The sequence below is a fragment of the Microbacterium sp. AC035 genome, assembly GCF_979258485.1.
In genome coordinates this window covers 3,529,105-3,552,044 of record NZ_OZ409858.1, presented here as the reverse complement: position 1 = coordinate 3,552,044, position 22,940 = coordinate 3,529,105, and the positions used below count along the sequence as shown (strand labels likewise).

The following is a 22,940-nucleotide window of genomic DNA, read 5'->3' as shown; positions in this document are numbered from 1 at the left end:
GACCGTCGCCACAGTGTCGCACGGGCGGCGGACATCCGGTGGGCGGTGCATCATCCGCACCGCCCACCCGATCGTGCTCAGGCGGGCTCGACCGCGAGCCAGAGCTCGCACGACGCATGCGAGCCGGTGAACTCGAGGTACCGGACGATAGACGGGCCAGGACGCAGCCGCCAGGGATTCGACGGGAACCACTCGGTCGCCGTGGCCGCCCAGAGGGTCTGCAGGGTCTCGGGGAACGGCCCGGACGCGGCGAAGACCGCCCAAGCGCCCGCCTCGACCCTGATGACATCGAGGTCGCCGGGCACGGCAGTCGTCGGCTGCACGGAGACGCCGTGCAGATACGTGAGCTCGGTCCCTTCCGCGGCATCCGGAGCGATGTCGCCGGTCACGGCCAGGATGCCCGCAGGCTGCGCATCGCTCAGCGCCTTGAGCCTCGCGTGCTCCTGCGGCGCGATCGACGCGATGTGCGCCTGGATGTGAGGGTTCGCGCCCTCATGGATGAGAGGCACTCGCGCGGCATGGCCGACGAGCACGAGCTCGGGGGTGGTGGTGATGGTGACGTCCATCTGGATGCTCCCTTCGACGCTCAGGCGGAACCGGAGCGTGGGTTGTGTGCGGAGAGGGCCCCCGTCTCGGCGCGCATCGACCGGGCCGATCCCGTGCACGGCACGGAAGGCGCGACCGAAAGCCTCGATCGACCCGTATCCGTGTCGCACCGCGACATCGAGCACGTTCGGGGCTCCGGCGGCGAGTTCCGCCCCGGCGAGCGTCATCCGGCGACGGCGGACGTACTCCGACAACGGCATTCCGGCCAGAGCCGAGAACATCCGCCGCAGGTGGTACTCGGTCGTCCCGTGAACCCGAGCGAACCCGGCGACATCGACCTCGTCTGCGGTGCCCGCCTCGACGAGATCGACCAGTGCGTTGAGCGTTCCGATCATGGGGTCCTCCTTTCCTCACCATCGTGCGGTCCGAGGGCGACCCGTGACCCGACTTTCCGCGTCGGATCCGATCAGCGGCCTCGACCGGTCAACTGCGCTCCCCCGGATCGGCGAGCAGGTCCGCGAAGGCCAGTTCGGCCGCGCCGATCAGCAGCCGGTCGGCGCCGAGAGCGGCAGGACAGATCTCGAGCGCCTCGGCGCTCTCCGACATCGCGAGCGCCTTCACATCGTCGGCGATCTGATCCGCCCGCAGGTCGGCGAGCGTGGCCAGGAATCCGCCCAGCACCACGAGAGCAGGATTCAGCACGTTCACGGCGTTGGCCAGCGCCCCCGCGAGCACACGCGCCTGACGCGTGATCTCGTCGGCCACCACGGCCGATTCGGACTCCGACAGCTCGACCTCGAGCGTCTCGTCGTCAGCCGCATCGAGGCCCACCGCGTCGAGCAGCAGTCGGCGACTCACCTCTGCTTCGAGCACGCCGTCGGCGGTGCGTCGATCGGCGTCCGCGGAGATCCGCGGCCTGTTCTGACCGAACTCCCCCGCGTAACCGCCCGCGCCCGCGACCGGCTTGCCGTTGACGATCAGGCCGCCTCCGATGCCGGACGCGCCGCCGTTCAGATAGACGACGTCGTCGATCCCCCGGCCTGCGCCATAGCGGTGCTCCGCGATCGCCCCGAGCGTCGCGTCATTGTCGACGAAGGCCGCAGACGACGTCGCCGTGCCGACGAGGCCCGCGAGAGGCACGTCGGTCCAGCCCAGATGGGGCGCGTTGCGCACGACTCCGTCGGAGGTGCGCACGAGACCGGGCACGGCGATTCCGACAGCCGCGATCCGCACGTCCGCGAGGGGCCCCGCGCGCCACGCGGCGATGCGCTCGGCGATGGTCGCCACGACGACTGCGGGTGTCGGCACGGTCTCGTTCGGCAGGCGCTCGCGCACGAGGATGCTGCGGTCGAGGCCGACCGCGGCGATCTCGATCGCGTCGACCTCCGGGTTCACCGCGATGGCGACGACGTGAGCCGAGGCCGTCACGACCGGCGAGGGTCGACCCACGCGACCGGCGACGTCGGGGACCCGCTCGTCGACCAGACCCCGCCTGACGAGCTCGGCGACGAGGTCGGCGATCGTCGAGCGGTTGAGCCCCGTCTGCTCGGTGAGAGCCGCTCTCGACTGGGCGCCGTTCTCGTGCACGAGCCGCAGGATGAGGGAGAGATTGTGTGGGCGGGTGCCCAGCGCGGGGCTCGACTGCGACGGCATCCCTTCACTGTAGGGGGTGGACGGAGCTCCTGTCATGAGATATGTTGTCAACCACAACTTATTCGCTGACCTGCACAGGAGCAGACATGCCCACTCCCACCCGTGACGACAAGTTCTCCTTCGGCCTGTGGACCGTCGGCTACAACGGCGCCGACCCGTTCGGCGGCCCCACCCGCCCCTCGCTCGACGTGGTGCATGCCGTCGAGAAGCTCGCCGAACTCGGCGCATACGGCCTGACCTTCCACGACGACGACCTGTTCGCCTTCGGCTCGACCGACGCCGAGCGCCAGACGCAGATCGATCGGCTCAAGGGTGCTCTCGACGACACCGGTCTCGTGGTGCCGATGGTGACCACCAACCTCTTCAGCGCGCCGATCTTCAAGGACGGCGGCTTCACCTCGAACGACCGCGACGTGCGCCGCTACGCCCTGCGCAAGGTGTTCCGTCAGCTCGATCTCGGCGCAGAGCTCGGCGCGAAGACCTTCGTCATGTGGGGTGGCCGCGAGGGCGCCGAGTACGACTCCGCCAAGGACATCCGCCAGGCGCTCGAGCGCTACCGCGAGGCCGTGAACCTGCTCGGCGACTACGTCACCGACAAGGGCTACGACATCCGCTTCGCGATCGAGCCGAAGCCCAACGAGCCGCGCGGCGACATCCTGCTGCCGACCCTCGGCCACGCGATCGCCTTCATCGACTCGCTCGCACGCCCCGAACTCGTCGGCGTGAACCCCGAGGTCGGGCACGAGCAGATGGCGGGACTCAACTTCACCGCGGGCATCGCTCAGGCTCTGTTCCACGGCAAGCTCTTCCACATCGACCTCAACGGCCAGCGCGGCATCAAGTACGACCAGGACCTCGTGTTCGGTCACGGCGACCTGCACAACGCCTTCTCGCTCGTCGACCTGCTCGAGAACGGCGGCCCCGGTGGAGTGCCCGCCTACGAAGGCCCCCGCCACTTCGACTACAAGCCGAGCCGCACCGAAGACGAGAAGGGCGTGTGGGAGTCGGCCGCCGCCAACATGCGCACGTATCTGCTGCTCAAGGAGCGGGCGGCCGCATTCCGCGCCGACCCCGAGGTGCAGGAGGCGCTCGCCGCAGCCCGCGTCGACGAACTCTCGACGCCGACCCTCAACCCCGGAGAGAGCTACGACGACTTCCTCGCCGACCGCTCGGCATACGAGGACTTCGACGCGAACTCCTATTTCGGCGGCAAGGGCTTCGGCTTCGTCCGCCTGCAGCAGCTCGCGACCGAGCACCTGCTCGGCGCTCGCTGATCGACATGCCGCTGGTTCTCGGGGTCGACTCGTCGACCCAGTCGTGCAAAGCCGTCGTCATCGACACGGCGACCGGAGCGGTCATTCGCTCCGGCCGCGCGTCGCACCCGGAGGGGACGTCGGTCGACCCCGAAGTCTGGTGGCGTGCCCTGAACGCGGCGATCGCCGAGGCCGGTTCTCTCGATGACGTCGAGGCCTGGTCGATCGGCGGGCAGCAGCACGGCCTCGTCGCGCTCGACGAATCCGGCCGGGTGATCCGCGACGCGCTGCTGTGGAACGACACGCGGTCGGCTGGCGCGGCTCAGGACCTGATCGCCGAGTTCGGCGCATCCGCTCTGGCCTCCCGCACCGGACTCGTCCCGGTGGCCTCGTTCACGATCACGAAGCTGCGCTGGCTGCGCGATCACGAGCCCGAGAACGCGGCGCGGGTGGCCGCTGTCGCTCTGCCGCACGACTGGCTGACGTGGCGCCTGCGCGGCTTCGGGCCCGAGAACCCGGTGCTCGACGAGCTGGTGACCGATAGGTCGGATGCATCCGGCACGGGCTACTGGAACCCGTCGACGGGCGAGTACGACCGTGAGCTGCTGGTCGCCGCTCTGGGGCACGATGCGATCCTGCCCAGGGTGCTCGAGCACGATGAATGGACGACGGATGCCGGTGGGCGACGCGTCGGCGCCGGAGCCGGAGACAACGCCGCTGCCGCACTCGGACTCGGCGCCGTGCCCGGTGATGTGGTCGTGTCGATCGGCACATCCGGCACGGTGTGCGCGATCAGCACCACCCCGCTGAGCGACGCGAGCGGAACCGTGGCCGGGTTCGCCGATGCCTCGGGCAACTTCCTGCCGCTGGTGGCCACTCTCAACGCGGCCCGGGTCGTCGACGTCACGGCCGCGCTGCTCGGCGTCACGCACGACGAGTTCAGCGACCTCGCCCTGCACGCGTCACCGGGTGCGGACGGCCTCACGCTGCTGCCCTACTTCGAAGGCGAACGCACACCCAACCTGCCGGATGCGACGGCGTCGCTCTCGGGGATGACGCTCGCCTCCACGACGAGGGCGAACCTGGCCCGTGCAGCCGTCGAAGGGATGCTCCGCGGACTCGGCGCCGGACTCGACGCGCTGCGCGACCTCGGCATCCCTCTCGAGCGAGCACTGCTGATCGGCGGCGGCGCGCAGTCCGAGGCCGTGCGCCGCATCGCGCCCGAGGTCCTGGGCCTCCCCGTCGAAGTGCCGGAGCCCGGCGAGTACGTCGCGCTCGGCGCCGCCCGCCAGGCGGCACAGCTCGTCGGCTGAGCCTGCAGAAGCGCACCCCGTCGGGAGGAGATCTCCTCGTCGGGAGGACGAATTCGCCGCATCCGTCCTCCCGAAGCGCAGTTCTCCTCCCGAGCGGATGCCGTTCGCGTCGCGTGCGCCGCTCCGACGCAGCGCGATCAGGCGGATGCCGTCAGCCGGCGAGCACCCGAGCGTCGCGCTGGGCGACGATGCTCAGCTCGGCGGCCGTGAATGCATGCTGCTGGGTCATGGCATGTTCCGTGCGGTCGAGGCAGTCGCGGATCAGCTGACCGAAGAACGGGAACCCCGTCCTGCCCGTCGCATCGAACCGGAACTGCCCGTCCTCGTTGACGAGCAGCACCTGCCCCCCGCCGTTGTCGGTCGTGATGTCGGTGTACTTGCGCAGCTCGATGTAGCCGTCGGTGCCGAGCAGCACCGTGCGCCCGTCGCCGAAGACATCGAGCCCTGCCGGCGTGAACCAGTCCACACGCACGTAGCCGGTCGTTCCGTTGTCGAGCACCACGTGGGCGTCGCCGAAGTCCTGCAGCCCCGGGGTCTCGGGATGCGCGTAGTTGGCGACCGTCGAACTGACCACCTCGCCGTCCGTCGCGCCCGTGTAATAGAGCATCTGCTCGAAGTTGTGGCTGCCGATGTCGCAGATGATGCCGCCGTACTGCTCGGGGTCGTAGAACCAGTCGGGACGCCCGGTGCCGATGCGATGAGGCCCGAACGACGCGACCTGCAGCACCGTTCCGATCGCGCCCTGGTCGATCAGCTGGCCGGCGAGGATCGCCGCCTCGGAGTGCACCCGTTCGCCGTAGTAGACGGCGAACTTCTGCCCCGTGCGATCGACGGCGTCACGTGCCGCGGCGAGATCGTCCATCGTCGTGATCGCAGGCTTGTCTGCGAAGAAGTCCTTGCCCGCGTCGAGCACCCGCACCCCGAGCGAGGCTCGCCTGTTCGCGATCGACGCGCTGGCGACGAGTCGCACCCGCGGGTCGTCGAGCACCTCCTGCTCGTCTGCGGCCGCCCGCGCCTGCGGGAACCGCTCGACGAAGTCCGCGACCTTCGCAGGGTCGGAGTCGAAGACGAGCGACAGAGTGGCGCCTGCGTCGATGAGCTGCTCGACCATGCCGAAGATGTGGCCGTGATCGAGCCCCACCGCGGCGAACACGAACTCGTCGGGGTCGACCACCGGCTCCGGCAGCGGATCGAAGGTGTAGGTGCGGGTCATCGTGGGGTCTCCTCATCGTTCACGTCATAGGTGCGCAGTCGTCCGCACATGCCGAATCCGCGATCTCCCACCGAGGGTACGGCCTGGTGCACGCGGGCGTCGGCGAGGTGGTCGACGGATCCGGATGCCACGGCGTCGGCGAGCGCGAGCGACTGCCGCGCCTGTGCGAGCGGACGCTCTCGCACCAGGTCGCCCCACGCCGCGGCACGGTCGCGCACGAGCGCACCGGCGGCGGAGTGGAAGGCGTCGAGAGGGGCGCGGTCACCGCGAGCCACGGCGGCCCGCAGCGTCTCGAACCCGGCGACGGCGAGGTCGCGACGCGCAGAAGCCCTCTCCGCCCGCCCGTCTGCGTCATCGTCTCCGAGAGAGGCAGCGGCAGCGTACGCGCTCGGGTTCGCCACGACCTGCGCGGGGAAGGTCATCACCGCGTCCCCCGCCTCCGGCAGACCCGAGTTGCTCATCAGCACGACGACCCGAAGATCGCCGCGATTCACGGCGCGATGGATCGTGCCAGGAGTGAACCAGACGACGGAGCCCGGAGCGAGCGGCGTCTCGCGGAATCCGTCGGCATCGATGGTCTGCAGCGCACCGTCCCCCGAGATCACGACGTAGGCCTCTGTCGAGACGAGGTGCATGTGGGGGCTCCCTCCGCAGATCCCGTCGGGCGCGGCGTCGGCATACACGTCGAGGTGCGACAGCGATGTGCCCCCGGGGAACGAGGATGCGGTCACGAGGCCGCCTCCACCAGCGACGAGGTCTTCTCGAAGAAGTGCGGAGCATGCGCGACCAGCTGCCCGGCTCGGTAGTACGGATCGGATGCCGCGATCGGCAGCGATACGAACTGGCGCTCGAACCCCGCCTTGTAGATCGCGGTGACCACCTCGACCGCATCGCGACCGTCCTGACCCGCGGCGATCGGGGGGCGTCCGTCGCGGATCGCGCCGATCAGATCGCCGATCTGCCCCTCGTGACCGAGGTGCGCGAGCGGCGTGCGACCGGCGACGAGAGCCTCGATGCGTGCCACCACGTCGGGGGCCCCGCCCTCTTCGGGGAATCCGTCGCGCCGCGACTGCTCTGCGACGACGGAGAAAGGCTGAGACACCCGGGCATTCGCGCCCTGGATCACGATCGCCTGCTCCTCACCATGATGGACCACCGAGCTGGTCAGCTGGGCGAGCCCGCGGTCGTAGCGGAAGATCGCGACCGAGAGATCCTCGACCTCGGCGTTGTCATGCTGCGCGTTGGCGAGCATGGCGGTGATCTCGGTCGGACTGCCCAGCAGCCACAGCAGCAGGTCGATGTGGTGGATGGCGTGATTCAGCGTGCACCCGCCGCCCTCCCGCTCCCACGTGCCGCGCCACCAGAGGTCGTAGTAGGGCAGTCCTCGCCACCACGCCGAATCGACACGGACGTGCGAGATCGAGCCGAGCAGACCCGAGTCGACGACGTCTTTCAGCGCGGCGAGATCGTCGCGGAAGCGGTTCTGCGCGACGACAGACAGCACCTTGCCCGACCGCTCCTGCGCCGCGAGCATCGCGTCGCATTCTTCGAGAGAGGGGGCCATCGGCTTCTCGACGAGCACGTGGATCCCCGCATCGAGGGCGGCGATCGCCAGCGAGGCGTGCGTCGAAGGAGGGGTCGCGATGCTCACGACGTCGAGGCCCCCGCGGGCGATCATCTCGAGCGGGTCGTCGAAGGTCGCCGCATCCGTCAGTCCGAAGCTCTCCGCCTTCTGTGCCGCCCTGCCGGGGACCACGTCGGCGAGCGCTGCGATCTCGCAGTCTCCCGCGAACGCGAGGTATCCGCTGATGTGTGCATCCGCGATCCCGCCGGTGCCGATGATTCCGATCCTGAGCATTCGCTGCCTCCCCGATGAGGTGTTACTACGTATTACTAAGACGTAGTAGATACTATCGAGAAGCACACCGGTCGCGTCAAGCCCGGAAAGGACGGATGCCATGGAGAAACGGCCGACGAGTCACGACGTCGCACACCTCGCCGGAGTCTCGCAGTCGACGGTGTCGTTCGTCTTCACCGGACGTGCCGGAATCTCGGAGGCCACTCGCGACCGGGTTCTTCGAGCGGCATCCGAGCTGAACTACCGGCCGAACCTCGCCGCCCGATCCATGCGCACCCATCGGACGGGGCGGCTCGCGGTCGTCGTGCCGATCGCGACGATGAACCCGCTCACCCTGCTGTCGGGCGCGATCTCCGCCGCGCGCGAGGAGGGTTACGTCGTCGAGGTGGTGAGCCTGCCGGAGGGCGCCGCGGCACGCGACGAGCGCCTCGCCGACCTCGTCGACTCGGGGCAGTACGAGGGTGTGCTCGCATTCACCCCGCTCCCCCTCGTCGACACGAACGGCGGCGGCGGACCCGTCGTGCTCTCGGTCGGCGAGTTCGACGACGACATGCACATGACCGGTGAGTTCACCGACTCACGTCCGATCGCCGAGATGATCGAACGCCTCGCCGCGCAGGGCCACCGGAGGTTCGTGCACCTCGCCGGCCCAGACGACTTCCCCTCCGCTCGCGCCCGCCGCACCGCCTACCTCGACACGATCACCCGTCTCGGACTCGAGTCGCTGGGGGTGTTCGGCGGGGAGTGGAGCGGCAGCGCCGGCGAGGCCGCCATCGATGGACTGCCGACGGACGCACCGCCCTTGGCGGTGATCGCGGCGAACGACGTCATCGCGACGGGCGCGATCCGCGCGGCGACCAGGCGCGGATGGAAGCTGCCCGATGACGTCGTCGTCACCGGATGGGACGACCACCCGCAGAGCGCGTTCCTCGTGCCAACTCTCACGAGCGTGTCGCAGGACCGCGAGAGACTGGGCGCTTACTCGATGCATCGCCTGATCGCGGCCGTGCGTGGTGGAGAACCGCCGAAGAAACCCCGCGGTCTGCTCACCGTCATCTGGCGCGAGTCGACCGAATCCCCTCACTGACAGCCATAACCGCCACGATCTGGAGGCACACATGAAGATCCTGATTCCGAACACCATCGAACTGCCGGTGACCGCAGACGTCGAGACCGTCGTCTACGACATCGACGCGGACATCCCCGAGGAGCACCGTGACGCCGAGGCGCTGGTCGTCTGGCACAACTCCTCATCGTGGCTGCAGGAGGCTGCCCGCGTGCTGCCTCGACTGCAGCTCGTGCAGGCGCTGGCCTCGGGGGCCGACGCGGTGCTGAACGCCGGGTTCGCTGCGGATGTGCGCATCTGCTCCGGTCGCTCGCTGCACGACGGCCCCGTCGCCGAGCACGCCCTGGCACTGATCCTGAGCGCCGTGCGCCGCCTCGACCGGCTGCACGACGCGCAGCGGGACCACCGCTGGGACGACGAGTTCAACGACGTGCAGAGCGCTTCCGACACGCAGCGGTCGTACACGCTCGACGGTGCTCGCGTCACCATCTGGGGCTTCGGCTCGATCGCCTCGACGCTCGCTCCATTCCTCACGGCGCTGGGTGCCGAGGTGCAGGGCATCGCCCGCACCGCGGGGCGGCGGTCGGGCTTCGAGGTGCACGCGGATGCCGATGCGGCCGATGTCCTGGCCCACACCGACGTGCTGGTCTCGATCCTGCCCGCCACCGACGCGACCGCCGACCTGTTCGATGCCCGGGTGTTCGCGGCGCTCAAGCCGGGCGCGGTGTTCGTGAACGTCGGTCGAGGAGCGACCGTCGACGAGGGTGCGCTGATCGCGGCCCTCGAGTCCGGGCAGCTGCGCGCAGCGGCGATCGATGTCGCGAAGTCCGAACCGCTCCCGGCATCCGATCCGCTGTGGGATGCACCGAACCTGCTCATCACCCCGCACATCGCCGGCAACCGGCCCGTGGGGGCGGCTCGGCTCGTCGACGACAACGTCACCCGGCTGCTGGCGGGCGATGCTCTCGTGAACCAGGTTCGCCCATAGGGTCTGGACACCTCGCCGGGAGCGGCGCATGCTGAACGCATGACCGCCTTCCAGACAGCACACGCGTTCAGCGGATTCAGCGTCGACGACATCGACGCCGCCCGCTCCTTCTACGGCGACACCCTCGGCATGGACGTCACCACCAATGCCATGGGGTTCCTCGACATCAGCCTGCCCGACGGCGGGTCGATCCTCGTCTACGCCAAGCCGAATCATGAGCCCGCGAGCTTCACGATCCTCAACTTCCCGGTCGACGACGTCGAGGCCGCCGTCGATGAACTAAACGGGCGCGGTGTCGTGACGAAGATCTACGACGACTCGGAGTTCGCCACAGACTCCAAGGGAATCCTGCGCGGAGGACCGGACAAGGGGCCCGACATCGCCTGGTTCAAGGACCCCGCAGGGAACGTCCTCGCCGTGCTCGCTGCCGGCTGATCCGGCGTCAGGCGAGAAGGCGGTCGAACAGCGCGTTGAGGCCTGGATCGATACGCTGCAGTTCGGGGTGCGCGTCGTGCCACTCGATGATCTCTCGCGCCGCCGTGTGCAGAGGTACCACCGGGTTGAAGTCCGGCACGACTCGGCGGATCTTCGTGTTGTCGAAGACGACCGAGTGCGCCATGTCGCCGGAGAGCTGACCTGCGCGGTCGGGCGCAGCATCCTCGATCGCCGCACTCGTCGCATAGCGGATCCGCGGCTCGGCCCCGGCCGCCCGCCCGAGGATCGAATAGATCTCGTTCCAGGTGTAGACGAAGTCGCTGGTGATCTGGAACGTGTCGCCGTATGCGAGCGGATTGCCGAGCAGGCCGGCGAACCCGACCGCGAAGTCGCTCGAATGGGTGAGCGTCCACAGTGACGTGCCGTCGCCGTGCACGATGATCTCCGCACCGCGGCGGATGCGGTCGATCGCCGTCCAGCCGCCGAACGCAGGGATCGTCCACTTGTCGTACGTGTGCGAGGGGCGCAGCACCGTCACCGGGAAGCCGCGATCGCGATAGGCGGCCGTGAGCAGGTCTTCGCACGCGATCTTGTCTCGTGAGTACTGCCAGTGCGGGTTGCGCAGCGGCGTCGACTCGGTGATCGGCAGGCGGGCGACGGGCTTCTGATACGCGGACGCCGAGCTGATGAACACGTACTGACCGGTGCGGCCTTCGAAGCGGTCGATGTCGCGCTGCACCTGGTCGGGCGTGAACGCGATCATGTCGGCGACGACGTCGAACTCGCGCCCGGCGAGCGCGGCGTCGACCGCAGCGGCGTCCGTGATGTCGGCCGTCAGCACCTCGACGCCCTCCGCGGGCTCCCGACGCGACTGCCCGCGGTTCAGCAGCGTCACCTCCATCCCGCGGGCCGCGGCGAGCGCACTCGCCGCGGAGGAGATGATTCCGGTCCCACCGATGAACAACACCTTCGTCGCAGCCATGGTTCGACTCTAGCGACGCGACACGCAGCGAGACCGCCGATCAGACGAGGTGCCCGAAGAGCGCGCGAACCGCAGTCTCAGTGACATCCGGGTCGCCTGCGCGCATCGCCTGCGCGACGGCGTCAGCCGCGGCGGATCGCACCTGCAGCGCCTCGTCACCGCGAGTGACCCCGGAGAACTGCAGCGCGCACTGGGCCAGGATCGTGGCCTCGACGAGGTGTATCACCTGCCGGGGATGCTCGATGAGGTCGGTCGCGGCGGCGAGGAAGGCGATCACCGCGGCATCGCGGCTGGCGGTCGTGTCGGCGCCACCGATCTCGTCGACCTGGGCAGCGAGATCTGAGCGCAGGTCCTCGGGGATCGCCGGCAGTGCCGTTCTGAGCGCTGTGCCGGCCAGCACACCCGCATAGCTGACGGCAGCATGCGGATCGGTGGCGGTGAAGTCGGCGACCTTGGTGTAGCGAGCAGGAGTAACCTCCACCAACCCGATGTCTCGGAGCCGGATGATCGCTTCACGGATCGGGTTCAGCGACATGTGGAGCTCTTGAGCGAAGCGCGCTGTGTCGAGCTTGTCGCCGGACACGTAATCTCCCCGGAGGATCGCCGAGAGGATGTGCTCGTATGCCAGTTCGGGCAGTGGAGCGGGGCTGCGCTGAATCCACGGGCGCGCCCTGAACTCCACGTTGGCGATGGTCATCTGATGCTCCTCGGGATCTGTTGCGGAAGCTCCCATCGAGGGGGCTTCCACTAACCAGACCCGCTGCCGCCCGGAATATTACGCGCGGCCGCCGAAAAGTCCGAAGGACCCTCCGACAGCCCGAGCGTGCGTCCGGACTTCACCACCGCGCGAGCGTGACCGCTCGATTCGTTCAGACCACGCTGGCGCCCGGTGCCGCAGCGAACTGCTCGAGCGCGCCGACGACGTCGTCCGACAGCTCGACTCGGCTCGCAGTCACGGCGTCGTCGATCTGGCCGGTGCGCGAGGCTCCGATGATCGCGGTCGTCACCACCGGGTCGCGCAGCACCCACGCGATGGCGAGCTGCGGGATCGACAGTCCCGCCTCCTTCGCGACGCGATCGATGCCCCTGATGCGCTCGAGATAGCTGTCGGTGAGGGCCGATCCGTTGAGGAAGTGGCTGTTCGCGGCGCGCGAGTCGGCGGGGACGTCACCGTCGATGTACTTGCCGGTGAGCAGTCCCTGGGCGAGCGGCGAGAAGACCGCGCTGCCGACCTTCAGCTCGCGGAGCGCCGGGAACAGCTCGGCCTCGGGAGTGCGGTCGAACAGCGAATAGCGGGGCTGGTGCAGCAGCAGCGTCACTCCCTGGTCCGCCAGCAGCTCGTAGGCACGACGAGCGAGCTCGGCCGGGTAGTTCGAGATGCCGACGTACAGCGCCTTTCCGCTGCGGACGATGTCGACGAGTGCCGTGACCGTCTCCTCGAGCGGGGTCTCGGGGTCGGGGCGATGCGAATAGAACACGTCGACGTAGTCGGTGTTCATGCGCTGCAGGCTCTGCTCGAGCGAGCGGGTGAGGTACTTCCGGGAGCCGCCGTCCCCGAACGGCCCCGGCCACATGTCGTATCCGGCCTTGGTCGTGACGAACAGCTCGTCGCGGTAGCGGGCGAGGCCGCTGCCGAGAACAGCGCCGAACGTCGACTCGGCGGATCCGTACGGCGGGCCGTAGTTGTTGGCGAGGTCGATGTGCACGACCCCGCGGTCGAAGGCGTGCAGCACGATCTCACGCTGGCTGTCGAAGGTGCGATCGCGACCGAAGTTCTGCCAGAGCCCCAGCGACACCTTGGGCAGCTGGATGCCGCTGGACCCTGCTCGCTGGAACGGCACATCGGTGTAGCGGGTGGACGCAGCCTCGTAGGCGTGCGTCAGGCGGGGGTCATCAGCGGCGATGGGCATGAACGATGCTCCTATGCAGGCGGGGAAGGCCTTCAGGATAGCGCTTGCCGCGCTGCGGGGGCCGTATCTCCGTCGCTTCGCGATCAGTCATCCGAAGAGGGTGAGCGTCCCGCACGAGATGCGGAATCCGAGGCTACCGTGGGGCGGCAGGCATCATCGGCCGCACGACGGAGGAACAGGAGCCCACCATGACCCCCGACCTGACATCGCTCGCCACGGAGGCGTACGTCTTCGGCTTCCCGCTGGTCTTCAACCTCGACCAGGTGCAGAGATACGTGAAAGAGGGCGTCGGAGCGAACCCGGCGGCTCCCTTCAATTCATTCAGCCATGCGCGCACGATGGCAGGACCCGCAGACACCTTCGTGACCATCAACAACGACACCCTGTACTCGATGGCGCAGATCGACCTCAGCGTCGGCCCCGTGCTCCTGCAGGTGCCGGACACGGCGGGGCGTTACTACGTCCTGCAGTTCGTCGACGCATGGACCAACAACTTCGCCTACGTCGGGCACCGCGCCACCGGAACGCAGGCGGGAGCGTTCCTGCTCGTCCCTCCCGGCTGGTCGGGCGATGCGCAGGACGACGTCACCACGATCGAGTTCCCCACCCGCATCGCGTCGATCGTCGGCCGCTGGGCGTGCGCCGGGGACGACGACCTCGCATCGGTCGCCGCATTGCAGGACGGCACCACGTTGACGGCGCTGGACCCGGAGGCTCTGCCGACCGGCATCCCCCGACCTGCCGACTACGACTCGGACGCGCTCGTCTTCTTCGACAAGCTGCGCCTGTGGAGCGAGGAATTCCCCGCCCCGGAACGCGACCAGCACCTGCAGGCATGCCTCACACCTCTGGGGATCAACGATGCCGATCGGTCGATACCCGACGTCGATGAGGCGACCGCGGCCGCACTCATGGCGGGCTACGAACAGGGTCGAGCACTCGTCGACAAGGTGCTCCACTCGGGCGGCACCAGCCCGGAGGTGAACGGCTGGAAGCTCACCTTCCACGCGTTCGACTACAACCTCGACTACTTCCGGACCGGTGCACTGGACGACCCGAGATTCAAGATCGACGACCCCAAGATGCGCATCATCGAACGAGCTGCCGCCGCGGCAGGAGGTCTGTGGGGAAATCACGCCTATGAAGCGGCGTACATCATGACCTACGTCGATGATCACGGTGACCAGCTCACCGGATCGCGCACGTACACCCTGCACCTCGACCCCACGCCTCCGGTGGGCGCTTTCTGGTCGCTGACGATGTACGACGTGCCGAACTTCTTCATGGTGGAGAACCCGATCGACAGATACTCGATCGGAGATCGCACGCAGGGCATCGTGTACGAGCCGGACGGTTCGCTCACGATCACGATCAGCCACAGTGAGCCGGTCGATCCCCGTGCCCGAGCGAACTGGCTGCCCTCGCCGGCGGGCGATTTCCGCCCCGTACTGCGCATGTACGAACCGGCGGAGGCAGTGCTCGACCGCAGCTACGAGGTTCCCGCGATCGTTCGCAGCTGACGCGCCCGCCGGGCATGGAGAACGCGCAGCCCTGAGCGATCTTCACGGAGACGGTCTGAGCGGGGCCTGAGCGCGCCCGCTGTCAACCACGCCGACGAAATCGAACGGTCGAGGTAACGTGGCGCAGAGCCGGCGATCGCCGCAGCCACCCCCGCGCTCCGCGCGAAACGAGAAGAGGTCCATGATGGGCGGGACCCCACCGTCGAAGCTCTCCGGCACGTCGAACGCCATCGTCGTGACCGGCGCACGTGTGCACAATCTTCGCGATGTGAGCGTCGGGATACCCCGCGACGCCCTCGTCGCGTTCACCGGCGTCTCCGGCTCGGGAAAGAGCTCGCTCGCTTTCGGCACCCTCTACGCCGAGGCCCAGCGTCGGTACTTCGAGTCGGTGGCGCCCTATGCGAGGCGTCTGATGAGCCAGGTCGACATCCCCGACGTCGATGCCATCGACGGGCTGCCCCCGGCTGTCGCCCTCCCCCAGCAGCGCACCGCCGGCAGCGCTAGGTCGACCGTCGGCAGCGCCACGTCGATCGGCAACGTCGTGCGCATGCTGTTCTCGCGCGTCGGCACGTACCCGCCCGGGGCGGAGCCGTTGTTCGCGGAAGACTTCTCCGCGAACACCGTGCAGGGCGCCTGCCCTCGGTGCCACGGCATCGGACAGGTGTACGACGTGCCCCTGCACCTCATGGTGCCCGATGAGTCGCTGACGATCCGCGATCGCGCTCTCGGCGCCTGGCCGCGAGCCTGGCACGGCAAGCAGCTCATCGACAGCCTGATCTCTCTGGGCTACGACATCGACATCCCGTGGCGCGATCTGCCCGAGGAGCAGCGTCAGTGGGTGCTGTACACCGAGGAGTCCCCTCAGGTTCCGGTGTTCACCGACCGCGGTCCGGCACAGGTGCGCAAGGCCGTCGCGGCCGGCATCGAGCCGTCGTACATGAGCACGTTCGTCGGCGTGAAGCAGTACGTGCTCAACACTTTCGCCCACTCGAAGAGCGCGAAGATGCGCGAGAAGGCGGCGGGCTTCATGGTCAGCGTCCGCTGCCCGATGTGCGAGGGACGACGGCTGAAGCCCGAGGCACTCGCCGTGACGTTCGCCGGTCTCGACATCACACAGATGGCCGCGCTGCCACTCGCCGACCTCGCGGCTCTCCTCGAGACGGCACTCGACCCATCCCGCGGCGCGGGTGCCGATGCATCCGCCGGCGAGGCTCTCTCACCTGAGAAGCAGCTCGCGGCGCAGCGCCTGGTCAACGAGCTGCGCGATCGGGTCTCGCCCATCATCGAGCTCGGTCTCGGCTACCTTTCGCTGGATCGTTCGACGCCCACGCTCTCGTCCGGGGAGTTGCAGCGGATGCGGCTTGCCACCCAGGTGCTCTCGCAGCTGTTCGGGGTCATGTTCGTGCTCGACGAGCCGTCTGCCGGGCTCCATCCCGCCGACGGCGAAGCGCTCGTGCGCATCCTCCGCTCGCTCAGAGATTCAGGCAACACGGTCTTCTTCGTCGAGCACTCGCTCGACGTGATCCGGCATGCGGACTGGATCGTCGACATCGGCCCTGGTGCGGGAGCGACCGGAGGCGAGATCGTGTACTCCGGTCCGATCGACGGACTCCGCGAGGCGGAGCACTCCCAGACCCGGCGATACCTGTTCGCCGATGAGCTGCGCGCCGAACAGCCGAAGACGCCGCCGACGGCCTCTCGCGAGCCCGACGGTGAGCTCGTGCTCACCGATGTCTCGCGCAACAACCTCCGCAGCGTCTCGGTGTCGATCCCCCTCGGCTGCCTCACCGCCGTCACCGGCGTCTCGGGCTCGGGCAAGTCGTCTCTCGTCACCCAGGCCCTGCCCGATCTGCTGCAGAAGAGCCTCTCCAGCGAGGTGGACGGCTCGACGATCGACGCGTCGCGAGAGGAGCAGAGCAGCACGGCGGCGGATCCGCTGTTCTCCTCGCCGACGGCCGAGACCACGGGGCGGGCTTCCGGACCCGCAGGCCGCGTACGGCGCGTCGTGCAGGTCAGTCAGAAGCCGATCGGCCGCACGTCACGATCCAACGTCGCGACGTATACGGGGCTGTTCGATCGTGTCCGCGCTCTGTTCGCAGCGACTCCCGAAGCACGCCGGCGGCGGTACGCCGCGAGCCGGTTCTCGTTCAATCTGCCGAGCGGACGATGCCCCACCTGCAAAGGAGAGGGCACGGTCGAGGTGGAGCTGCTCTTCCTCCCCACCGTCCACGCCCCCTGCAGCACGTGCGGCGGCACCCGCTACAACCCGGACACCCTCGAGATCGAACTCCACGGGCACACGATCGCCGACGTGCTCGCCCTGAGCGTGAACGACGCGCGTGTCCTGTTCGCCGAAGATGCCGACGTCACACGACACCTCGATGCCCTTCTCGACGTGGGCCTGGGCTACCTGCCGCTCGGTCAATCGGCGACCGAGCTCTCGGGCGGTGAGGCTCAGCGCGTGAAGCTGGCGTCCGAACTCCGGCGTGCCCAGCACGGCGACACCCTCTACCTGCTCGACGAGCCCACTTCCGGACTGCATCCGTCGGACACCGACCGGCTGCTGGTGCACCTTCAGCATCTGGTGGATGCCGGCAACACGGTCGTGATGGTCGAGCACGACATGCGCGTGGTCGCGCAGGCCGACTGGGTGATCGACATGGGCCCGGGGGCCGGAGACCTCGGAGGCACGGTCGTGGCGCAGGGAACTCCGCGCTCCATCGCCTCGGAGAGTGGGAGCACGACGGCGTCGTACCTTGCGGCTGCCATCGCCGCGCAGGAGTTCCGAACCAGCGTCTGAAAACAGAGAATCCCTGCCGAGGCAGGGATTCTATCTGCGGAGACGAGGGGATTTGAACCCCTGGTCCCCGTGAGGGGACTCCACCTTAGCAGGGTGGTGCACTCGGCCGGACTATGCGACGTCTCCAGGCATCCGCTCCGTGAAGACCGGATGCACCTTGCAAGCATAACGGGTTCCCGTGGCGGGAACGAATCGGGAGTCAGCGGTCCTCGGCCGGGCCGTCTGCAGGACGAAAGCACGTCTGCAGGACGAAAACCGACGGATGCTCCCGCATCCGTGCCCCGGTCCTGCACACGGCACGGGTTCAGAGCGTGCCACCCTCCGACGATCGCTCAGCGACCGCCGGAGCTCGACTCCCGCACGACGAGCTCGGGCTGGAAGCGCACGCGACGGTCGTGCTCGACGCCGTCGAGTTCCTTGAGCAGGAGGTCGACGCCGGTCCAGCCGAGCAGCCTGGCGGGCTGGCGCACCGAACTCAACGGCACGACGGTCGCCGAGGCGAAGTCGATGTCGTCGTAGCCGACCATGGCGATGTCGTGAGGCACTCGGATGCCGGAGCCGAAGCTGAACGCCTGCAGCAGACCGACGGCGAGCAGATCATTGGCGGCGAAGACAGCATCGGGTCGAGACTCCGACGGTCGCCGCGCGATGGCCTCGCCCGCGGCCCTCCCCTGGAGCACCGTGAGCGCGGACTGCTCGAACACCTCGAGCGTCACATCGGGGTGTGCTGCGACCGCCGCCTGCACGCCGCGAAGACGGTCAGCGACCTGCTGCACCGACTGCGGTCCTCCGACGAAGGCCAGACGCCGACGCCCCGAAGACAGCAGATGATCTGCGGCCAGCCGCCCGCCCTCGACGTCGTCGACGGAGACCGAGGGCAGTAGGCCCTCTTCCACCTCGCGGTCCACGAGGATCACCGGCATCCCACCGGCAGCGAAGCGGTGCACGGCCGTGAGGTCGTCCGTCGCCGGGGTCAGCAGCACGCCATTCACCCGCTGCTCCTGGAAGAGCTCGAGGTGGGCCAGCTGGCGCTCGTCGCGCTCGTCGCTGTTGCCGAGCAGCACGGTCATGCCGGCATCCGCCGCTCGGTCTTCCGCTCCGCGCACGACCTCCGCGAAGAACGGGTTGCCGATGTCCGGCACCACGAGTCCGATGCTGCGGCTGCGACCGGCGCGCAGCTGCCTGGCCGCGTCGTTGCGCACGAAGCCGAGTTCCTGGATCACCCGCTGCACGCGTTCGACCGTCTTGGCGGACACGCGCTCCGGCTGATTGAGCACGTTCGAGACGGTGCCGACCGAGACGCCGGCCGCAGCCGCGACGTCCTTCACCCCTACCGCCATGGCGTGCCTCCGTCCGTCCGCGCGTGCGCCAACGACTACCTTCTCATCCCTCGCGGTTCTCACCACGCCTGCGACGCCCCGGCACGGCGACGACGGCGAGCGCCGCGCAGCCGATTCCGGCGATGAACAGGGGCGCGAGCGCCCAGGTCACGACACCGGTGAAGATGGCCGCAGCCGCGATGTAGGCGGCACCGGCGGCATCCGCCGTGATCGCTCCGGGCACCGCACGCACGGCGTCCTTCCACCCGAGCGTCGGCGACCAGGCTCCTGCGGCGAGGAGCACGGCGACGGCGAGAGCGAGCAGTCCCGCCCAGCCGACGACCGCGATGGCCTCGCCACCGGGCAGCACGCCGGACCCTGCGAGCACCACGTCGATCGTCAGCACGGTCGCGATCAGCGCAGCGGGCACGCCGACGATGAGCGAGGGCAGGATGCCGGCGCGCACGTCCTCCCAGAACAGTCCGGCCCGCGAGTCCTCCGCGGCGACGAAGCGACGCAGATGACGGATGCCTGCGGCGAGCGCGATCGGCAGCGTGACGACGCCGAGCGCGACCACGGTCATCATCAGGCCGATCGTGAGCACCTCGCCGAACAGTCCGAACTTCGCGGTCGCTCCGGGGTTGGCGCCCGGTTCGACACCGGCGACCGTGGGCCCTGCGCCCGAGCGCGCCTCACGTTTCGCCGCTCGGTGCGCACGGCGCTCTCCGCTGATGACAGACATGACTAACCCTTGAGTCCCTGCGTGGCCACGCCGTCGACGAGGAAGCGCTGGAACACCACGAAGAACAGCAGCACCGGCAGCAGTGCGACGAACGAGGCCGTGACCGTGGCGCCGTAGTCGGACGAGGAGGTCTGGTCGTTGTAGAGACGCAGTGCGATCGGCAGCGGGTAGTTCTCGGGGCTCGTCAGGTAGAGCAGCGGGCCGAGGAAGTCATTCCACGCCCAGATGAACGAGAAGATCGCGCAGGTGATCAGCGCCGGCTTGATGAGCGGCAGGATGATCGACCAGAAGATCCGCACGTGACCGGCGCCGTCGATGCGCGCCGCCTCATCCATGTCGCGCGGCATCTGGCGGATGAACTGCACGAGCAGGAAGACGAAGAACGCCTCGGTGGCGAGGAACTTCGGCAGGATCAGCGGGATGAACGTGTCGACCCAGCCGAGCTGGTTGAAGATGATGTACTGCGGGATGATCACGACGTGGAACGGCAGCAGCAGCGTGCCGATCATCGCGGCGAAGAGCACCCCGAGTCCCTTGAACTGCACCCGGGCGAACGCATAGGCGGCGAGCGCCGACGAGAGCACCGTGCCGACGACGGCGGATGCCGCGAGGATCAGCGAGTTCAGGAAGAAGCGCCACATCGGCACTCCGGCGATGCCCTCCATGACCTTGCCGTAGTTCTCGATCGTCGGTGCCTGCGGGAACAGCCCCGGGTTCTGACCGAACTCGGAGTTCGGCTTGAACGTCGACAGGAAAAGCCACAGCAGCGGGTAGAGCACCACCGCGGTGAGCACGATCAGACCGATGAACCAGATGACGGTCTGCCAGGTCTTGCGCTTGATCTTGCGACGAGGCGCGGGCGGGCCTGCGGGCGTCGTCTGCTGTGCGGCGAACACCGGCGTCGATGCCGCACCGGACGTGGTGGCCTGGTTGGAGGTACTCATTTGTCGTCTCCCGAGTAGTGCACCCACGACCTCTGGGTGCGGAAGAGGATGAAGGCGATGATCGCGACCACGACCAGCAGCACCCAGGCGATCGCCGCGGCGTAGCCCATCTGCCCGTCGGAGAATCCGCGCTTGTACAGGTACACGGTGATGAAGTTCGTCATGCCTGCAGGACCGCCGGTGCCGTTCGAGATGATGTACGCCGAGGCGAACACCTGGAAGGCGCCGATCAGGCCGAGCAGCAGGTTGAAGAACATCACCGGAGAGAGCATCGGGATGGTCACGGCGCGGAACCGGCGGTATGCGTTCGCGCCGTCCATCTCTGCCGCCTCGTAGAGCTCCTTGGGGATCTGCTTGAGGCCGGCGAGGAAGATCACCATGGTGGCTCCGAACTGCCACACGGCGAGCAGGATCATCATCGGGAGCACGAGGCCGGGGTTTCCGATCCACCCTCCGAGGTTCACCCCGAAGATCTGCAGACCGCTGTCGACCGGACCGTCGGAGGAGAACATCGCCCGCCACACGATGGCGACCGACACCGAACCGCCGATGAGGGACGGGGCGTAGAACGCCGAGCGGAAGAAGCCCGCACCCTTGTCGCGGTAGTTCAGGAGCATCGCGACACCCAGCGCGGCGGCGAGGGTGATCGGTGTGCCGATGAAGACGTAGACCAGGGTGATCTGCGCCGACTGGATGAAGTTCGGGTCGCTCGTGAAGAGACGGATGTAGTTGTCCAGCCCGATCCACTTGGGCGGCTGGAAGATGTTGTACTTCGTGAAGGACAGGTACAGGGAGTACACCATCGGCACGCCGGTCAGTCCGAAGAAGCCGATCAGCCAGGGTGTCAGGAATGCGTAGCCTGTCGCCGTCTCGCGGCGCAGACGGGCCTTCTGGCCGGGCCGTGCGAGTTCGTTCTCGGGGCGGCGGCCGCTGCGCAGCGCCCGCCCTCGCCCGGACTTCTTGCCCGTGACGATCGTCCTGGTCGCCGTCGTGCTCATGACAGCTCCTTCCGAAGTGGGTGGTGTGCGGTGGGCCGGGCGGATGCCACCCGGCCCACCGACGGAATCACTGGTTGAGGACGACGTCCATCTCGGCGAAGAACTGGGTCACAGCGTCGTCGACGGTCGTCGTGCCGAAGTTGAGCTCGGTGCCCAGCACGCGGAACTTCTCTTCGAGCGTGCCGTAGCCGACGATCGGCACGGGCGGGGCGTCGCCGAGGCGGTCGGAGATGGACTCCTCGTAGTCCTTGACGAGCTGGCTCATCGGGTCGAGGTCGGCCGCATCGAGAGCGGTCTCGGAGGCCGGAAGGCCGCGGTTCGTGCCGAAGATCTCCCCGGACTCAGGCGAGTTCACCAGGAAGTTGACGAGCGTCGCCGCCGCCTCCGGGTGCTCGGTCTTGGCCGAGATCGTGTGCAGCATAGACGGCTTCAGGTAGAGGTCCTTCGCGCCGTCCTTGGTGACGGGAGGGGCCACGAGACCGAGCTCGGTGTAGCTCTCGCCGAGGTTGGCGAGGTAGCCGGCGCCGAAGTTGTCCCACGTCAGCTCGCTGGCGTTCTTCGCCGCATCGAAGGCGCTCAGCGGGTTGAGCTCCTCGACGGTCTGCTGCGGCACGACGGCTCCGTCGCGGATGTCATCGCCGGACTCCCAGAACTCCTTCAGGCGGTCCTCGTCGAAGCCGGGGGTGCCGTCTTCGTCGAACAGGTTCTTGCCCTCGCTGCGCAGCTGGATCTCGAAGTTCTGGATGCGGCCGGTCCAGTCGGACCCACCCCAGAACGCGCCGCCGCTGGCATCGGTGACTTCGCCGATCCACTCGTCGTAGTCTTCCCAGTCGCCGCCGGCGAACTGCTCGACGCCGGCGGTCTCGAGGAGCTGCGGGTTGGTGAACATGCCCCACGCGTTGGTGGAGGTCGCGATGCCGTAGGTGGTGTCGTCGACGACGCCGATGCCGAGGATGTTCTCGGGCAGCGGGTCGGTCTCGATGACCGATCCGAGGTAGGGCTCGAGGTCGAGCAGCAGGCCGTTCTCGGAGTACTGACGCAGGTAGGAGTAGTCGAACTGCATCACGTCGGGGAGTCCGCCACCGGCGGCCTCGGTCTGACGCTTCTCCCAGAACTCCGGGAATCCGAGGAACGTCGCGTTGACCGTGATGTTCGGGTACTCCTCGTTGAACGCCTCGATCGCCTGGTTGTACAGGTCGGCCCGGACGTCGTTGCCCCAGAACGCGAGGTCGAGCGTGACCTTCTCGTCAGGGTCGTAGGTGGCCCCGCCCTCGGGGGTGCCACCGCCGGCGCAGCCGGCGAGTACCAGCGCTGCGCTGGTGGCGACGGCCGCTGCGGCCGCCAGACGCTTCTTGCTGAACATCGTTGTCCTCTCTGGTGAACGTCCTCGTTCGGCAATG

General features: G+C 68.3%; 20 protein-coding genes and 1 tRNA gene. 7 read left to right on the top strand and 14 right to left on the bottom strand.

The annotated features are described in order from the left end of the window. Positions 1-77: 77 nt before the first annotated feature. Positions 78-941 carry an AraC family transcriptional regulator gene (locus ACZ0AA_RS17055; protein WP_463513665.1) on the bottom strand — a complete coding sequence of 288 codons (864 nt, stop codon included), beginning with the start codon at positions 939-941 and terminating at the stop codon, positions 78-80. Positions 942-1,029: 88 nt separating this feature from the next. After that, complete coding sequence (locus ACZ0AA_RS17050; protein WP_463513664.1) at positions 1,030-2,199, bottom strand: ROK family transcriptional regulator; 1,170 nt, start codon at positions 2,197-2,199, stop codon at positions 1,030-1,032. An 86-nt stretch (positions 2,200-2,285) separates the two neighbouring features. Here ACZ0AA_RS17050 and xylA point away from each other — a divergent pair, with 86 nt between their 5' ends. After that, positions 2,286-3,473 (top strand): xylose isomerase, encoded by a 1,188-nt coding sequence (xylA, locus tag ACZ0AA_RS17045; protein WP_463513663.1) that lies wholly within the window; start codon positions 2,286-2,288, stop codon positions 3,471-3,473. 5 nt (positions 3,474-3,478) lie between these two features. Further along, positions 3,479-4,765 carry a xylulokinase gene (xylB, locus tag ACZ0AA_RS17040; RefSeq protein WP_463513662.1) on the top strand — a complete coding sequence of 429 codons (1,287 nt, stop codon included), beginning with the start codon at positions 3,479-3,481 and terminating at the stop codon, positions 4,763-4,765. A 151-nt stretch (positions 4,766-4,916) separates the two neighbouring features. Here the strand turns inward: xylB and ACZ0AA_RS17035 are convergent, their stop codons facing one another. Genes ACZ0AA_RS17035 through ACZ0AA_RS17025 form a run of 3 tightly spaced genes read right to left on the bottom strand, consistent with a single transcriptional unit; the run spans position 4,917 to position 7,836 of the window. Then, positions 4,917-5,978 carry a Gfo/Idh/MocA family protein gene (locus tag ACZ0AA_RS17035; RefSeq protein ID WP_463513661.1) on the bottom strand — a complete coding sequence of 354 codons (1,062 nt, stop codon included), beginning with the start codon at positions 5,976-5,978 and terminating at the stop codon, positions 4,917-4,919. Then, positions 5,975-6,709, bottom strand: a complete 735-nt coding sequence (locus tag ACZ0AA_RS17030; protein WP_463513660.1) for a cupin domain-containing protein — start codon at positions 6,707-6,709, stop codon at positions 5,975-5,977. Before ACZ0AA_RS17030 ends, ACZ0AA_RS17035 begins: the two co-directional genes overlap by 4 nt. Beyond that, positions 6,706-7,836: a Gfo/Idh/MocA family protein gene (locus tag ACZ0AA_RS17025; protein ID WP_463513659.1), complete on the bottom strand. Its 1,131-nt coding sequence runs from the start codon at positions 7,834-7,836 to the stop codon at positions 6,706-6,708. The genes ACZ0AA_RS17030 and ACZ0AA_RS17025 overlap by 4 nt, the downstream gene beginning before the upstream one ends. 100 nt (positions 7,837-7,936) lie before the next feature. Here ACZ0AA_RS17025 and ACZ0AA_RS17020 point away from each other — a divergent pair, with 100 nt between their 5' ends. Genes ACZ0AA_RS17020 through ACZ0AA_RS17010 form a run of 3 tightly spaced genes read left to right on the top strand, consistent with a single transcriptional unit; the run spans position 7,937 to position 10,325 of the window. Continuing rightward, positions 7,937-8,923, top strand: coding sequence for a LacI family DNA-binding transcriptional regulator (locus tag ACZ0AA_RS17020; protein ID WP_463513658.1), 987 nt, complete (start codon positions 7,937-7,939; stop codon positions 8,921-8,923). A gap of 31 nt (positions 8,924-8,954) precedes the next feature. Then, on the top strand, positions 8,955-9,890 hold the full coding sequence (locus ACZ0AA_RS17015; RefSeq protein WP_463513657.1) for an NAD(P)-dependent oxidoreductase: 936 nt from the start codon (positions 8,955-8,957) through the stop codon (positions 9,888-9,890). A gap of 39 nt (positions 9,891-9,929) precedes the next feature. Then, positions 9,930-10,325 (top strand): VOC family protein, encoded by a 396-nt coding sequence (locus ACZ0AA_RS17010; RefSeq protein WP_400862244.1) that lies wholly within the window; start codon positions 9,930-9,932, stop codon positions 10,323-10,325. A 7-nt stretch (positions 10,326-10,332) separates the two neighbouring features. Here ACZ0AA_RS17010 and ACZ0AA_RS17005 read toward each other — a convergent pair whose 3' ends face one another. From ACZ0AA_RS17005 to ACZ0AA_RS16995, 3 genes are all read right to left on the bottom strand, one after another. Then, positions 10,333-11,307: an NAD-dependent epimerase/dehydratase family protein gene (locus ACZ0AA_RS17005; protein WP_463513656.1), complete on the bottom strand. Its 975-nt coding sequence runs from the start codon at positions 11,305-11,307 to the stop codon at positions 10,333-10,335. Between the two features lie 40 nt (positions 11,308-11,347). After that, positions 11,348-12,004 (bottom strand): GntR family transcriptional regulator, encoded by a 657-nt coding sequence (locus ACZ0AA_RS17000; protein ID WP_463513655.1) that lies wholly within the window; start codon positions 12,002-12,004, stop codon positions 11,348-11,350. A gap of 172 nt (positions 12,005-12,176) precedes the next feature. Further along, positions 12,177-13,217, bottom strand: coding sequence for an aldo/keto reductase (locus ACZ0AA_RS16995; protein WP_400862250.1), 1,041 nt, complete (start codon positions 13,215-13,217; stop codon positions 12,177-12,179). 188 nt (positions 13,218-13,405) lie between these two features. Between ACZ0AA_RS16995 and ACZ0AA_RS16990 the strand changes: the two genes are divergently transcribed. Next, a complete protein-coding gene (locus ACZ0AA_RS16990; RefSeq protein ID WP_463513654.1) occupies positions 13,406-14,737 on the top strand; it encodes a DUF1254 domain-containing protein in 1,332 nt (443 codons plus the stop codon). 181 nt (positions 14,738-14,918) lie between these two features. Beyond that, entirely contained in the window at positions 14,919-17,537 is a 2,619-nt protein-coding gene (locus ACZ0AA_RS16985; protein ID WP_463513653.1) for an excinuclease ABC subunit UvrA, read from the top strand. Between the two features lie 37 nt (positions 17,538-17,574). Here the strand turns inward: ACZ0AA_RS16985 and ACZ0AA_RS16980 are convergent. From ACZ0AA_RS16980 to ACZ0AA_RS16955, 6 genes are all read right to left on the bottom strand, one after another. After that, a tRNA-Ser gene (locus ACZ0AA_RS16980) sits at positions 17,575-17,663 on the bottom strand. Between the two features lie 206 nt (positions 17,664-17,869). Continuing rightward, positions 17,870-18,877, bottom strand: coding sequence for a LacI family DNA-binding transcriptional regulator (locus ACZ0AA_RS16975; RefSeq protein WP_463513652.1), 1,008 nt, complete (start codon positions 18,875-18,877; stop codon positions 17,870-17,872). Positions 18,878-18,920: 43 nt separating this feature from the next. Then, on the bottom strand, positions 18,921-19,598 hold the full coding sequence (locus ACZ0AA_RS16970) for a hypothetical protein (protein WP_463513651.1): 678 nt from the start codon (positions 19,596-19,598) through the stop codon (positions 18,921-18,923). 2 nt (positions 19,599-19,600) lie between these two features. Then, complete coding sequence (locus tag ACZ0AA_RS16965; RefSeq protein WP_400862259.1) at positions 19,601-20,542, bottom strand: carbohydrate ABC transporter permease; 942 nt, start codon at positions 20,540-20,542, stop codon at positions 19,601-19,603. Beyond that, the gene (locus ACZ0AA_RS16960) at positions 20,539-21,540 is read right to left on the bottom strand and encodes a carbohydrate ABC transporter permease (protein ID WP_400862261.1); all 1,002 of its coding nucleotides are present in this window, start codon (positions 21,538-21,540) and stop codon (positions 20,539-20,541) included. Before ACZ0AA_RS16960 ends, ACZ0AA_RS16965 begins: the two co-directional genes overlap by 4 nt. 67 nt (positions 21,541-21,607) lie before the next feature. Then, a complete protein-coding gene (locus tag ACZ0AA_RS16955; protein ID WP_400862263.1) occupies positions 21,608-22,903 on the bottom strand; it encodes an ABC transporter substrate-binding protein in 1,296 nt (431 codons plus the stop codon). Positions 22,904-22,940 lie beyond the last annotated feature (37 nt).

Excerpts from the sequence above, each read along its gene's own strand:
- ACZ0AA_RS17055 (WP_463513665.1), bottom strand. The coding sequence starts at position 941 with ATGATCGGAACGCTCAACGCACTGGTCGATCTCGTCGAGGCGGGCACC.
- ACZ0AA_RS17050 (WP_463513664.1), bottom strand. The coding sequence starts at position 2,199 with ATGCCGTCGCAGTCGAGCCCCGCGCTGGGCACCCGCCCACACAATCTC.
- xylA (WP_463513663.1), top strand. The coding sequence starts at position 2,286 with ATGCCCACTCCCACCCGTGACGACAAGTTCTCCTTCGGCCTGTGGACC.
- xylB (WP_463513662.1), top strand. The coding sequence starts at position 3,479 with ATGCCGCTGGTTCTCGGGGTCGACTCGTCGACCCAGTCGTGCAAAGCC.
- ACZ0AA_RS17035 (WP_463513661.1), bottom strand. The coding sequence starts at position 5,978 with ATGACCCGCACCTACACCTTCGATCCGCTGCCGGAGCCGGTGGTCGAC.
- ACZ0AA_RS17025 (WP_463513659.1), bottom strand. The coding sequence starts at position 7,836 with ATGCTCAGGATCGGAATCATCGGCACCGGCGGGATCGCGGATGCACAC.
- ACZ0AA_RS17020 (WP_463513658.1), top strand. The coding sequence starts at position 7,937 with ATGGAGAAACGGCCGACGAGTCACGACGTCGCACACCTCGCCGGAGTC.
- ACZ0AA_RS17015 (WP_463513657.1), top strand. The coding sequence starts at position 8,955 with ATGAAGATCCTGATTCCGAACACCATCGAACTGCCGGTGACCGCAGAC.
- ACZ0AA_RS17010 (WP_400862244.1), top strand. The coding sequence starts at position 9,930 with ATGACCGCCTTCCAGACAGCACACGCGTTCAGCGGATTCAGCGTCGAC.
- ACZ0AA_RS17005 (WP_463513656.1), bottom strand. The coding sequence starts at position 11,307 with ATGGCTGCGACGAAGGTGTTGTTCATCGGTGGGACCGGAATCATCTCC.
- ACZ0AA_RS17000 (WP_463513655.1), bottom strand. The coding sequence starts at position 12,004 with ATGACCATCGCCAACGTGGAGTTCAGGGCGCGCCCGTGGATTCAGCGC.
- ACZ0AA_RS16995 (WP_400862250.1), bottom strand. The coding sequence starts at position 13,217 with ATGCCCATCGCCGCTGATGACCCCCGCCTGACGCACGCCTACGAGGCT.
- ACZ0AA_RS16990 (WP_463513654.1), top strand. The coding sequence starts at position 13,406 with ATGACCCCCGACCTGACATCGCTCGCCACGGAGGCGTACGTCTTCGGC.
- ACZ0AA_RS16985 (WP_463513653.1), top strand. The coding sequence starts at position 14,919 with ATGATGGGCGGGACCCCACCGTCGAAGCTCTCCGGCACGTCGAACGCC.
- ACZ0AA_RS16975 (WP_463513652.1), bottom strand. The coding sequence starts at position 18,877 with ATGGCGGTAGGGGTGAAGGACGTCGCGGCTGCGGCCGGCGTCTCGGTC.
- ACZ0AA_RS16970 (WP_463513651.1), bottom strand. The coding sequence starts at position 19,598 with ATGTCTGTCATCAGCGGAGAGCGCCGTGCGCACCGAGCGGCGAAACGT.
- ACZ0AA_RS16965 (WP_400862259.1), bottom strand. The coding sequence starts at position 20,542 with ATGAGTACCTCCAACCAGGCCACCACGTCCGGTGCGGCATCGACGCCG.
- ACZ0AA_RS16960 (WP_400862261.1), bottom strand. The coding sequence starts at position 21,540 with ATGAGCACGACGGCGACCAGGACGATCGTCACGGGCAAGAAGTCCGGG.
- ACZ0AA_RS16955 (WP_400862263.1), bottom strand. The coding sequence starts at position 22,903 with ATGTTCAGCAAGAAGCGTCTGGCGGCCGCAGCGGCCGTCGCCACCAGC.